We start from the raw sequence: 12,139 nt of genomic DNA, 5'->3' as shown, positions 1-12,139 counted from the left end.
TGGATGTGTAGAGTGCCCATCGAGTGTCCCCGGTCACTCGCCTGTACAACCCGTTCCTGGCCCGAGGTCCGGAACTCGACACGAAACACGAGGTGGCACCGATGAGCGACCGCGCCCACGTGGACGTCGCAGCCCTGATGTCCTGGCTGGACGACCGAGGTGTCGGCACCGGGCCGATCACCGACGTCGTAGGCCTCACCGGCGGAACCCAGAACATCCTGGTCCGCTTCACGCGGAACGGACACGACTACGTGTTCCGGCGGCCCCCGCTGCACAAACGCGCCAACAGCGACGAGACGATGCGGCGGGAGGCATGCATCCTCACCGCCCTCGCAGGCAGCACCGTGCCCCATCCCCGACTCGTCGCGTCCTGCGACGACACCGAAACGATGGGCTTCTGCTTCTTCGTCATGGAAGCGGTCTCCGGATTCACCGCGACCACCGAGGTTCCGGAACCACACGCATCGTCACCGCAGATGCAGCACGCCATGGGACTCGCCCTCGCCGACGCCGCGGCAGCCCTCGGGAGCATCGACCCCACCGTCCTCGGGCAACAACAGTTCGACCGCGCCGACGGATGGATCGAACGACAGGTGGGCCGTTGGCGTAAGCAACTGGACTCCTACCACGAACTCGACGGCTGGCCCGGTCCCGAACTCGACGGTGTCGACGAGATCGGCCGATGGCTCGACGAGCACCGGCCCGCCACCTGGAGCAAGGGAATCATCCACGGTGACTTCCACTTCGGCAACGTGATGTTCGAGCGCGAGTCACCTGCGGTCGCGGCGATCGTCGACTGGGAACTCGCCACCGTCGGCGACCCCCTCCTCGACCTCGGCCACCTGCTCGCGACCTGGCCCGACCCGAACGAGTCCCGCACGAAGGGACTCGCGCAGCAACTCGACGGACTGCCCTCCCGCGACGAACTCGTCGCCCGGTACGGACAAGCGAGCGGTCGCGACATGAGCAACTTCGACTGGTACCAGGTTCTCGCCTGCTACCGGCTCGCGATCATCCTCGAAGGCACCCACGCGCGCGCCTGTGCCGGAAAGACCGACGAAGCGCTCGGAGCGCGTTTCCACGCGGTCTCCCAGGCCCTGCTCGACCAAGCGCTGCGACTGGTCGCCACTACCTGCATTGCTCCGACCTCCCGTTCGTCTCACGTCGTCTGACATCTTCCGGAAGGAATCTTCGTGACCACCGACCCCCGTTCCGTCACCGAGTACAAGTACCTTCGTTACGAAACCCACGACGAAGGCACCATCGCCCGCATCGTGCTCGACCGCGTGAAGTACCGCAACGCCCAGAACCGGGGCCTGCTCGTCGAACTCACTGCGGCCTTCCTGCGAGCCGAGGCGGACGACGACGTGCGCGTGGTGATCCTGGCCGGCAACGGCCCGGTCTTCTCCTCCGGGCACGACCTCGGGAGCCCCGACTACCTGGCCGAGCGGAACCCCGGCCCCGACCAGCATTGGTCCTACGCGTGCACCGGCGGCACCAAGGACGCCGTCGAATCCCGCTTCCACCAGGAGTGGCACTACTTCTACGAGAACACCCGTCGCTGGCGCGATCTCCGGAAGATCACCATCGCCGAGGTGCACGGCAACGTCTTCTCCGCAGCGCTCATGCTCACCTGGGCGTGCGACCTCATCGTGGCCGCCGAAGGCACCCAGTTCGCAGACGTCGTCGCCACCCGGCTCGGCATGTGCGGCGTCGAATACTTCGGTCATCCCTGGGAATTCGGCCCCAGGAAGGCGAAAGAACTGCTTCTGACCGGAGACAGTCTCGACGCTGAGGACGCCCGCGCGCTCGGCATGGTGAGCAAGATCTTCCCGGCGGACGATCTCACGGAGAAGACCCTCGAGTTCGCGCGCCGCATCGCACGGGTACCGACGATGGCGGCGATGCTCGTCAAGGAATCGGTCAACCAGAGCCAGGACGCGATGGGTTTCAGCAACGCACTCGACGCGTGCTTCACGATCCACCAGCTCAACCATGCGCAGTGGACCCATCTCTCCGGTGGCAAGGCCGTGGTCGGCACGCCCGAGCTGGGACTACCCGACTGGAAGACCGCTCCCCCCATCACCAGGGCCGACCCCTACACCCCCTGATCCGGCGAGTACGGCGAACGGGCCCGGAAGCAACCTGCTTCCGGGCCCGTTTCGCTACGATCCGCGAGATCCGTCACGAAGGCCGATGTGCGACCATCACCTCGTCGAACAGCGCATCGACGAAGGCGGTCACGTCGAGTGCCTCGGGGCTGTACCACTCTGCGAAACCGCCGTAGTCGACGGTGTTCTCGTATCCGAGATCGGCCACGGTGGTGCGCCACGCCGCGGCACTCTCACGCACCCGCTCGACGAACTCCTCACCGCCCGGTGCGGTCGTCGCCAGGTTCGCGACGATCGACTCGTTCTTCGCCTTCAGTGCTTCGCGAGCATCGTCCGCGAAGGTCTGCGCGGAACCGCCGAACTGCGCGATCGTCGCGGATGCGTCCACTGTGCCGTCCCAGATCTTGTTCAGGCTTCCCTCGACGAACACGTCGAGCCGATCCCACAGCAGCTGTTGAGCGACCAGCGGAAGATCGTTCCAGACATCGGCGTTCATCGCGAGCGCGCCTGCGGTATTGGCGAATCCCGCCTCGGGATCGATCACGACGTGCGGGGCAACCTCCATGATCCCCGCAATCATGCCTGCGGTCAGCGTGGTCGCAGCACACGCAGCCACCCCGCGCTGCAGGCTCTCGTAGTACTCGGTGTATCCGATCGAGACCGGGTTTCCGCCGAGCGCGGTGACCTGGGTTCCGAGAGTCGCCGAACCGGACGCGATGGACTGACCTTTCAGCTCCCCGAGTTCGTTGCGGTCCTGGTTGCAGATCAACGCGATCGACCCCGAGTTGAACGACGGGAGCAGAAGTTTCAGTCCGTGATCGTCGTACTCGTCCATGATCTCCGGGGTCGAGAAGGCCACGTCGACCGGCCATGCATTGGACGACAGCGTTCCCACGATCACGCTGTTGTCCGACAGGACACTGGCGTTGTTCAGGGCGAAAGTGGCCGGATACTCCTGCGGTTCGTATGCCCCCATCACCTGCGCGAGATCGAGCCGGCCGTCGAGGACGGCGTCGTCGGCCTCGGTGGGTGAGGCAATGCCGTTCGAGTACACGATGTCGAACGTGATCTTGCCGCCGGACCATTCGGACACGGCGTTCGCGTAGTTCTCGATGTGCAGGCCACCCGATGCGTTCTTGGCGGCGGGCGATTGGGTGTGGATCACGATCGGCTCGACGTCCTCGAACGCGGACCGGTATTCCTCGATGCTCGCCCCGTACTCGACACCCGCACCGCCGCTCCGGTCACCGGTACCCGCAGAAGTGGATTCCGCGCACGCCGACAGGACCGTTGCACATATCGTGAGTCCGGCGACCGCACCCACGACGGATCGAGTTCTCATAGGGTTACACCTCGTTCTCTTCTCCGGCCGGCAGTCATGCCGACGCCGGGATCTTTCGGGACCCGGACGGCTCCCGCAGTCCCAGGTTCTCGAGTTCGGGCAGCACCCGCGACTCGAACAGTTCCAGGCAGCGCCAGCCGATCTCGGGAGGCATCCCGCCCATCAGCGGCTGGAACATCAGTTCCGTGTCGTTTCCGCGCTCCCGCGCATATTCGACGCACTGCTCCGGGGTGAGAACGACGAACTGCGGTTGCTTCTTCAGCTCCGCAATGTTCTCGACGAAGGTGTACCCGGTAGTACCCGTTCCGCGTTCCTTCGCCCACTGCGCATTCATGTTCGTCGTGTACATCAGGTGCGGTGCGAGCAGTTCCCAGTCGCGATCGGGATCGTCCGTCACGTGCAGGAACAAAGGCCCGGCCGGGGCGGGGCGCGGCGGGATCGGCAGCCCCAGGCGCGTGCGCTCCGCCTCGTACAACTCGTACAGCCGTTCCTTCTCGGAACCGGCCGGCATGTAGTTGTCGCCGAGGCTGGCCGCCCGCGCGGCGGAGGCGTCCGCCGACCCGCCGATGTAGATCGGCGGACGGTTCGGTCCCACGGGGGTGGGCCGCACCCGCACGGTCGTGCCGCGGAACTCGAACGGTTCCCCGGTCCATGCCTTGTCCAGCACCTCGACGATCTCTTCGAGGATCCGGACGCGCTTCTTCATCGGCACACCGAACATCTCGAATTCGTCCGGACGGTATCCGATACCCATCGTCATCTCGACCCGTCCACCTCCACCGATCAGGTCGAGTGTCGCAAGATCCTCCGCGAGTCGCAGCGGGTGGTGCAGCACGGCGACGAGCGCCGAGAAGTGCACGTGGATCCGCTCGGTGCGGCCGAGCATCGCGGCACCGAGAATCATCGGCGACGCGCAGTAGCCGTCCTCGGCGCCGTGATGCTCGGCGATGTAGGCGGTTTCGAAGCCGAGCGCGTCGGCCCATCCCACCTGTTCGACCGCTGCCCGGTAGAGCTCCACAGGCGCGGCACCGATCGACGGGGCGCGCATGTCGTAACGCAGTGAAAGTCTCATCGTCGTACACCTTCTCGTGAGTTCTGGCCCGGTGCGATCGTGAACGTCGGGAGGACGTGGGTGTCGAAGACGGTCGGCGAGAGGATCACACGATCACCGATCGACGGGGCAGCGGCTCCGTCACCGACGAGGTTCGTGACCAGACGCACACCCGGCGCATCGTCGAACTCGACGAGCACCACGATGTAGGGCGGATCGGACCCCTTCGGCAGGAATGCGCGCTCGACCCGCGTGAAGGAGAAGATCACGCCCTCTGCTCGCACCGGTTGCCATACGAAGTCCTCGTCGTGACCGCACCGGCAACCGGGACCCGGGTACCAGTGCCACCGCCCGCACTCGCGGCAACGCGGGAAGACGAGTTCGTCTCGCCCCAGAGCGGACCAGAACGGCTGCAGCTGCGGAACATCTTGCGGAGGAGGGAAGTTGGGCACACCCACCATGTCCACTGTTTCGGTCACGTGATCACCGGTCCTCGGTCAGGATCAACGTCGTGTGTTCGCCACCTGCGAGGGCCGCGACCACCGCCGTCGACGCGTTCTGGACCTGCGCTGCCCCGCGTTCGCGGCGAAGCTGACGAACGCCCTCGACGACGTGCACGATCCCGGGTACGTACGCGTAGGCGAGGTGCCCGCCGTGAGTGTTGACCGGCAGGGAACCGCCGGGGCGGGTATGCCCGTCCCGGTGGAAGGACAATGCCTCGCCGCGGCCGCACAACCCGAGGTCCTCCACCTGGATCGCCTGGGAGATCGAGAAACAGTCGTAGATCTCCGCGACGTCGACGTCCGCCGGGGTCAGTCCCGCCTCGGCGAAGGCACGTGGTCCCGACACCGCGGATCCGAACGAGCACATGTCCTCGGCCTGCGTGAAGTAGGACGTCATGGACGGCCCGACCGCGACGGTCGACGAGCCCGCCACGACCACCGGTATCCGGGCGAGATCCCGCGCGCGTTCCACGGTGGTGACCACGACGGCGCCCGCCCCGTCGGAGATCAGGCAGCAATCGGCCGCGCGCAGCGGCGACGCGATCATCGGTGAGGACAGGTAGTCCGCCTCGGTAAGAGGCTTCGGACGCTGCGCACCGGGTGTCATCGTCGCCCACATCCGGTTGGAGACGGCGATCGAGCCGAGTTCGTCGGTGTCGAGCCCGTACGTATGGCAGTAGCGCTGGGCCCAGGCCGCGAAGTAGACCGGTTGCCCGTACCAGCCGAACGGCATCTCCAGGCTCGCCTTGACCGGATCCTGGGCGTGGAAGCCGTACGGCCCTCCGGGTTTCGACCCGGCATAGCCGTAATACACCAGCACGGTGGACGCTCGGCCGGACTCGACGGCCGCGCGTGCGGTCTCGACGGCCGCGAGGGGTCCGGCACCGGCCGGGATGCCCGGGGACGCCGTGTACGTGCGGTCGATACCCAGGGCGACGGACACCTCGTCCGGGCCCGGATAGGCGCCCGCGGCAACCACGCCGTCGATCTCGGATGCAGTGAGCCCGGCGTCGTCGAGTGCGGCGCGGCACGCGTCGAGCACGAGACGGGCGAGCGGACGGTCCACTGACCGACCGAACTGCGATTCGCCGATACCTGTTATCGCCGCGGCGGTGAGCGCGGTCGTCATGACCGCAGTCCACGCCACGCCGTGGTACCACCGTCCACGGGCACGACGATGCCGGTCAGGAACGACGAATCATCCGACGCCAGGAAGGCGGCGACCTTCGCGATCTCGTCGCCCGTGCCGAACCGCGGAATGAGGTGCGCGCCGACCATCGCGCGCTGCCGTGCCTGTCGCATCTCGTCGTCCTCGGCGGCGTCGAGGTAGGCGCGGCTCATCGGGGTCTCGATCGATCCCGGTGCGAAGGCGTTGACCCGCACCTCCGGCGACAGCGCGATCGCCGAGGTCCGTGTGAGCTGGATGACCGCGGCCTTGCTCGACGGGTAGGCAGTGCTGACGTAGCCGACCATGCCGGCGACGGACGCGGCGTTGATCACCGATGGGCCGCGTGTCGAGGCCCGCAGGTGCGGTGCTGCCACCTTCGTGGCCAGCCAGACCGATTTCACGTTGATCGCATAAACCTTGTCCCACACGTCCTCCGGCAGTTCCTCGAACGAGGTGTTGTCCGTGAAGGCGTTCTCCATGACGCCGGCGTTGTTCACCAGCGTGTCGAGTCCGCCTGCTGCCGCCACCGCCGTCTCGATCATTCCACCGACGGCGGCGCCGTCCGACAGGTCGACCGGGATGGCACGCGAAGCGACACCCATCGCCTCGATCTCGGCGGCCACCTCCGCCGCACCGTCGGCGTTGACGTCCGCCACACCGACGAATTCCGCGCCACGGCGCGCGAACTCGAGGGCGATGTCGCGCCCCATTCCCTGTGCGGAACCGGTGACCAGCGTCCTCTTACCCGTCAACATCAGATGTACTCCTCGTTCGTTCGTTCGTTCGATCGTGTCGATGCGTGCGATCACGCACGTGTGGGTGTGCTTCCTGCGCGTCCGGCTTCGAGAAGAGTTGTCGGTTCCTCGTAGCGCCCGCTGGTGTAGGGGGAACGTCCGTGGATCCCGGTCATGCCCGCGTCGACGGGGAAGGTGGCTCCGGTGACGAATGCGGCGTCGTCGCTCGCCAGGAAGAGCACGCCTGCCGCGACGTCCTCCGGGGAGATCACCCGCCCCATCGGCGCGGACTCGCCGAGCGCGGCAGCCGCGCCGGTGAGATCGTTCGCACTGCCACCGACCACGGCGGCCGTCATGGGTGAGATCACGGCCCCGGGGATCACGGTGTTGACCCGGATCCCGAAGGGTCGCAGTTCGGCCGCCACCGAGTTCGACAGCCCCACCACCGCCGCCTTGGCGGCGCTGTATACGTGGGGTCCCACGCCACCGAGGACACCCGCGGGGCTGGAAGTGGAGATGACGACTCCGGATCTCTGGGGCTTCATCACGCGGGCGGCGTGTTTGAATCCGCACAGGACGCCGCGCAGGTTCACCGCGAGGGTGAGGTCCGCTTCGCCCATCGGGGTCCGGTCGATGGGGCCGAGAGTGCCCATCACACCGGCGTTGTTGAACATCACGTCGAGTCGGCCGAATGCCTCGACGGCGAGATCGATCGCACCGGCGACATCCGCCTCGACCGTTACGTCCGTGCGGGCGAAACGTGCACGCTCACCGAGTTCGGCGACGAGCGCGTCACCCGGAGTCCGCTGTATGTCGGCGACGACGACCGAGGCGCCCTCCGCGTGCAACTGCCGCACCACCGCTTCGCCTATACCGCTGGCTCCGCCGGTGACGACAGCGACTTTCCCTTCGAACCGATCCACGACGCACCTTCCCCGAATCCCGATCGAAAATAATTACGCTGCAATCTCTTTCGACAATCTCGTTCGATGCCGCCGACATCACCTATAGTCGCCCTACCCCCGAAACCTGATCGGAAAGGCTCGCAATGGAGACCGAATTACACTCTCTCATATATGATCTCGCTACACGTGTGGCGACCTTGGAGGCAGAGCGGGAAGCGTCCGGCCTGATGCACCGATACGCAGCGCTGCTCGATGCACCCGTACCGGAATCACTTGCTTCCCTGTTTGCTTCGGGCGGTGAACTGAGAACGAGCCGCGGGACGTACCGCGGTCGCGACGAGATCACCGGCTTCTTCCGGAACGCCCGCTCGATCGACCCGTCCGAGAAACGGCATTTCATCTGTCAGCCGCGTGTCACCACCGGCGAGTCCGGCCTGGTCGTCCTCGAGTGCTATTTCGGGTACACCTCGAGAACGGACCGGAGTTCGGGCATCGGCTGGGGCACCTACGCAGCCGAGATCCGGGCGACGAACGCCGATGCCCTGTTCGAGTCGCTCACCATCGACCTGCACATGGGAACCGATCTCGAACAGGGATGGCCTATCTGACCTAGCGCGCGAAGTGGATCGCCTGCTCCGGGCAGGCGCCCACCGCCGCCTCGGCCTGACCGATCAGTTCACCGTCGACCTCGAACTCCTGACCGGCCTGGGCTACGAAACCCTCCTCGTCGTCGGACAACAGATCGGGTGCCACCGAGTAACAACGGCCGTGCCCCATGCACTTGTCCCTGGTGATCGACATCGTCATCTCAGACATCCCATTCCAACTCGAGTTCTTTCAGGGTCAACTGGGAACCGCGCTCGACGAGAGTCGCGCCCTCCTTGATCCGGTAGTCCGGAATCAGCTTGTGCCATTCCTCGAGGACGACGGCCAGTTCGAGCCGGGCCAGGTGCATTCCCAGGCATCGGTGCGGACCGGCACCGAAGGCCAGATGCTGGTTCAGCCCGGGGCGTCCCAGCACGAACTTGTCCGGCTCGTCGTACTTACGCGGATCCCTGTTGGCCGAACCGATTCCGAGCCAGACGACGTCCTTTGCGGCCATCTCGAGCCCTTCGAACTCGCAGCTCTCCTGCACCTCCCGGCCGGCCTGGATCACCAGCGGGTACATCCGGATGAACTCCTCGACCGCGTCGCGGGTGAATTCCGGTTCCTCGACGAGCAGGCGGCGGTCCTCGTCGTGCTGGGCGAGGTGGGTGAAGATGTATCCGAGCGCCGAGCGCGTGGTGTCGAGTCCGGCGAGCATGATCGACAGACAGGTGGTCAGAATCGTGTCGTGCGAGAGCGGTTCGCCGTCGAGTTCGGCCTGCACGAGCCGAGTCACCATGTCCTCGGCCGGATCCAGGGGGTTGGCGCGTCTTTCCTCGATGGCGCGGGTGAAGTAGTCGAGGATCTTCTTCTTGGGTGCCTCCGCGCCCTCCAGGTCGCCCTGGAGCATGCAGTTGAACATCTCCTCGGTCCACGGCAGGAAGAAGTCACCGTCCTCGACCGGGAGTCCCATCAGGACCAGAAACAGGTCGGTGGGGTAGCGGATGGCGAATTCCGCGACGAAGTTGCAGCGTCCCTTGGGACGGAGTTCTTCGAGCAACTCGACGCACCGCGAGTGTGCCAGCTCTTCCATCCGTCGCACGGCGGCGGGCGCGAAGAACGGGTTGATGATGCGGCGGAACTTCTGGTGCTCTTCACCGTTGAGGTCCTGCGGGAGCAGCCGGATCGTGCTTCCGGGGAACAGTGCGGTCCGCACGGCGGTGGTCCAGTTCGTGTGGTTCTGAAAGCCGGCGAGGACGTCGTCGTACCGGGTGAGCATCCAGAATCCGCGCTCGGTGGTGTCGTTGAAATGGAACCTGGCAGCTTCCCTTTCGTCGTCGAGCAGGGTGTAGTGGCCGTAGATCTCCGATTCCTGCGTGTAATCGGTGTGGCTGACAGGGCAGCCCTCGGCGTGCGTCATCTGTCGAACTCCTGTCGGGTCAGGACGGGCGGTGGGGAAGGAAGATCTCCTCGTAGACCTTCGCGCTGTAATCTGCGAGATCGATCGCCCCGGGCTCGTAGGTCCGAGCGAACTCTTCGTAGGTGGTGCGTTCGTAGCCGAGCTCGTCGACTGTGGCGGCCCAGTCGGCCGTGGAGGATTCGATCCGGCCGACGAACGCGTCTCCGTCCTCGAAGGCTCCGTTGCTGCGCTGGGCGTCGAGCAGTCGCCGGTTCTCGGTGCGGAGGGCTTCACGCGCGTCCTCCTCGTACGGGAAGACGTTGCCTCCGGACTCGAGGAGCGCGTTCATCCCGTCGACGGTGTTGGGCAGGATCTTGTCCTCGATGTTGGATTCGAGGTAGACGGTGAGGCTGTCCCACATCAGTTGCTGCGCAACAAGGGGAAGCGAATCCCATGCCTGCTCGCTCATTGCGATTCCACCCCAGCCGACCGCAAGACCCACTTCCGGGTCGATCACGGCATATGGGGTCTGACCGAGGAAGCCACCGAGCATCCCGACGGTGAACGAGGTGACCGAGCAATCGGCGATGCCGCGTTCGAGGGCTTCGAACAGCTCGGTGTAGGCGATCGAGACCGGCGTGGCGCCGAGTGCGGCGACCTCGGCGTTGATGGACAGTCCGGACGCGGTCACCTGGGCGCCCCGCGTGGCGGCGAGATCTCGTCGCTCGGTAGCACAGAAGAGACCGTTTGCACCGGAGTTGTACATGGGCAGAAGAAGCTTCATGCCTTTGTCGGAGTACTCCGACAGCAACTCGGGTGTGTCGAATGCGACCTGGTTCGCCCAGGCATTGGATTGGAGCGCACCCTGCAGGGGAGTCTGCAGGGAAGCGAAGCTCGAGTCGATCAGGGCGGTGGTCGCCGGGTACTCCGACGGTTCGTATTGCGGAATGATGTGGGCGAGATCGAGACGTCCGTCCATGAGAGCGTTGTCGATCTCTGCCGGCGGCGCAACGGCATTCGAGTACGCGACGTCGAAGGTGATCTTGCCGCCCGACCATTCGGTGATCGTGTCGAGGTACTTCTCGACGGGCACTCCGGTCGCCGATCCCTTGGGAGCGGGTGACTGGGTGAACAAGCGGATCGGCTCGACATCCTCGAAGGCTGCGATGTAGTCCTCTTCGGTGGCGCCGTAGTCCACCCCGTCACTGCTTCCCGTGCCGGTTCCGGAAGCGCCCGAGTCGGCGCATCCTGCAACGAGGGTCGCAACGAGGGTGAGTGCCGCAGTCGTACCGCCGAGAGACTTCAATCGGGTCGTGCGTGAAATGGCCATGCACCGCTCTCCATTCGTGGGGCTGATGACAACTGCCCAGTGTTCGTGATGCAGATCACCAATATGATGCGCATCATTGGATCCATTGTCAACAGCGGGTCGAAGACCTGCAGAATCGCCCGGATTTCGAAACAGCGAAACAATAACGGCGGGGCAACCTTTCGGTTGCCCCGCCGTCCACGCAGGAGTCGTATCCGGCGATGTCAGCCCTGATTGCCCCATGCGATCGGTGTTTCGAGAGCCTCAGGATAGTGCTTCTGCTCATATCGCCAGATGCCCGCAATATGCTCTTCCATCGCGGTCAGCGCAGCTTCGGGATCACGGTCGGCGACCGCGTTGTAGATCTTCTCGTGGATATCGAGAGTCGCCTTTCGATGACGCTCGGAGTACTCCATTCCCATCGCTGTTCCATCGAGCATGTCGAGCAGCGCGTGGATGAGATAACCGAACAACGCGTTACCCGACCCCTTTGCCACGGTGTCGTGGAAGACCCGGCTCATCTCGAGGAAGATCTCGGAGTCGTCGAGATTCTCCCGCATGTGGTCCACCGAGTACTTCAGCGTGGCCAACTGCTCGTCGTTGATCCGTTCCGCAGCCAGCCGCGCCATCATCGGTTCGAGCGCGGTCCGCGCCTCGACGATCGTGCGAAAGGGCGCGTTCTCGAACTGCAACAACAGCGTGATCGACGTCGCCAGCCCCTCACTGTCGGGCTGCTGAACGATCGGCCCGCCGCCCGGACCCGGCTTGAGGGCGATCACGCCCTGAAGTTCCAGGAACCGTAGCGATTCACGGAGCGTCCCCCGCCCCACGTCGTACTCGTCGAGCATGACGCGTTCAGGAGGCAGGCGATCGCCCACCTTGTTCCCTCTGCGATCGATGTCCTGGACGATCCGCTGTGCCACCAACATCGCCGTCTTCTGCGGTCGCAGCCCCACCCGGCCCATAGAACACCTCCACCCGTCGGACTCCCCGGGTCCCCGGGCTTCATCATCCCCGATAATCTATGACAAT

At 65.3% G+C, this 12,139-nt stretch carries 13 protein-coding genes; 3 read left to right on the top strand and 10 right to left on the bottom strand.

The window, feature by feature from the left end; genetic code table 11:
• Nucleotides 1–101 precede the first annotated feature (101 nt).
• On the top strand, nucleotides 102–1,172 hold the full coding sequence (locus tag ACPCXD_RS02345; RefSeq protein ID WP_423658196.1) for a phosphotransferase family protein: 1,071 nt from the start codon (nucleotides 102–104) through the stop codon (nucleotides 1,170–1,172).
• Nucleotides 1,173–1,193: 21 nt separating this feature from the next.
• The gene (locus tag ACPCXD_RS02340; protein ID WP_016933052.1) at nucleotides 1,194–2,111 is read left to right on the top strand and encodes an enoyl-CoA hydratase; all 918 of its coding nucleotides are present in this window, start codon (nucleotides 1,194–1,196) and stop codon (nucleotides 2,109–2,111) included.
• A gap of 73 nt (nucleotides 2,112–2,184) precedes the next feature.
• Here ACPCXD_RS02340 and dctP read toward each other — a convergent pair whose 3' ends face one another.
• Genes dctP through ACPCXD_RS02310 form a run of 6 tightly spaced genes read right to left on the bottom strand, consistent with a single transcriptional unit; the run spans nucleotide 2,185 to nucleotide 7,832 of the window.
• Complete coding sequence (gene dctP / locus ACPCXD_RS02335; RefSeq protein ID WP_277370363.1) at nucleotides 2,185–3,453, bottom strand: TRAP transporter substrate-binding protein DctP; 1,269 nt, start codon at nucleotides 3,451–3,453, stop codon at nucleotides 2,185–2,187.
• A gap of 34 nt (nucleotides 3,454–3,487) precedes the next feature.
• Nucleotides 3,488–4,525, bottom strand: a complete 1,038-nt coding sequence (locus ACPCXD_RS02330; RefSeq protein ID WP_423658193.1) for an LLM class flavin-dependent oxidoreductase — start codon at nucleotides 4,523–4,525, stop codon at nucleotides 3,488–3,490.
• Nucleotides 4,522–4,983 (bottom strand): Zn-ribbon domain-containing OB-fold protein, encoded by a 462-nt coding sequence (locus ACPCXD_RS02325; protein WP_145964780.1) that lies wholly within the window; start codon nucleotides 4,981–4,983, stop codon nucleotides 4,522–4,524. Before ACPCXD_RS02325 ends, ACPCXD_RS02330 begins: the two co-directional genes overlap by 4 nt.
• 4 nt (nucleotides 4,984–4,987) lie before the next feature.
• A complete protein-coding gene (locus ACPCXD_RS02320; protein ID WP_145964781.1) occupies nucleotides 4,988–6,136 on the bottom strand; it encodes a thiolase family protein in 1,149 nt (382 codons plus the stop codon).
• Nucleotides 6,133–6,930: an SDR family NAD(P)-dependent oxidoreductase gene (locus tag ACPCXD_RS02315; RefSeq protein ID WP_277370365.1), complete on the bottom strand. Its 798-nt coding sequence runs from the start codon at nucleotides 6,928–6,930 to the stop codon at nucleotides 6,133–6,135. The genes ACPCXD_RS02320 and ACPCXD_RS02315 overlap by 4 nt, the downstream gene beginning before the upstream one ends.
• Before the next feature lie 50 nt (nucleotides 6,931–6,980).
• Nucleotides 6,981–7,832 (bottom strand): SDR family NAD(P)-dependent oxidoreductase, encoded by an 852-nt coding sequence (locus tag ACPCXD_RS02310; RefSeq protein WP_277370366.1) that lies wholly within the window; start codon nucleotides 7,830–7,832, stop codon nucleotides 6,981–6,983.
• 125 nt (nucleotides 7,833–7,957) lie between these two features.
• Between ACPCXD_RS02310 and ACPCXD_RS02305 the strand changes: the two genes are divergently transcribed.
• Nucleotides 7,958–8,422, top strand: coding sequence for a nuclear transport factor 2 family protein (locus ACPCXD_RS02305; protein ID WP_423658190.1), 465 nt, complete (start codon nucleotides 7,958–7,960; stop codon nucleotides 8,420–8,422).
• Nucleotide 8,423: 1 nt separating this feature from the next.
• Here ACPCXD_RS02305 and ACPCXD_RS02300 read toward each other — a convergent pair whose 3' ends face one another.
• The 4 genes from ACPCXD_RS02300 to ACPCXD_RS02285 all read right to left on the bottom strand — a co-directional run bounded on the left by ACPCXD_RS02300 (nucleotide 8,424) and on the right by ACPCXD_RS02285 (nucleotide 12,036).
• Nucleotides 8,424–8,630, bottom strand: a complete 207-nt coding sequence (locus tag ACPCXD_RS02300; RefSeq protein WP_016931702.1) for a ferredoxin — start codon at nucleotides 8,628–8,630, stop codon at nucleotides 8,424–8,426.
• Nucleotides 8,623–9,819 (bottom strand): cytochrome P450, encoded by a 1,197-nt coding sequence (locus tag ACPCXD_RS02295; RefSeq protein WP_106201182.1) that lies wholly within the window; start codon nucleotides 9,817–9,819, stop codon nucleotides 8,623–8,625. The genes ACPCXD_RS02300 and ACPCXD_RS02295 overlap by 8 nt, the downstream gene beginning before the upstream one ends.
• Before the next feature lie 19 nt (nucleotides 9,820–9,838).
• Complete coding sequence (locus ACPCXD_RS02290) at nucleotides 9,839–11,128, bottom strand: type 2 periplasmic-binding domain-containing protein (RefSeq protein WP_423658187.1); 1,290 nt, start codon at nucleotides 11,126–11,128, stop codon at nucleotides 9,839–9,841.
• Nucleotides 11,129–11,331: 203 nt separating this feature from the next.
• Nucleotides 11,332–12,036 carry a FadR/GntR family transcriptional regulator gene (locus ACPCXD_RS02285; protein ID WP_423658833.1) on the bottom strand — a complete coding sequence of 235 codons (705 nt, stop codon included), beginning with the start codon at nucleotides 12,034–12,036 and terminating at the stop codon, nucleotides 11,332–11,334.
• Between the last annotated feature and the right edge of the window lie 103 nt (nucleotides 12,037–12,139).

It is taken from the genome of Rhodococcus sp. AB351 (genome assembly GCF_049538275.1).
GTDB lineage: Bacteria > Actinomycetota > Actinomycetes > Mycobacteriales > Mycobacteriaceae > Rhodococcus.
Note: the sequence above shows the minus strand (reverse complement) of the source record. Positions and strands in the feature narration are given on the sequence as shown.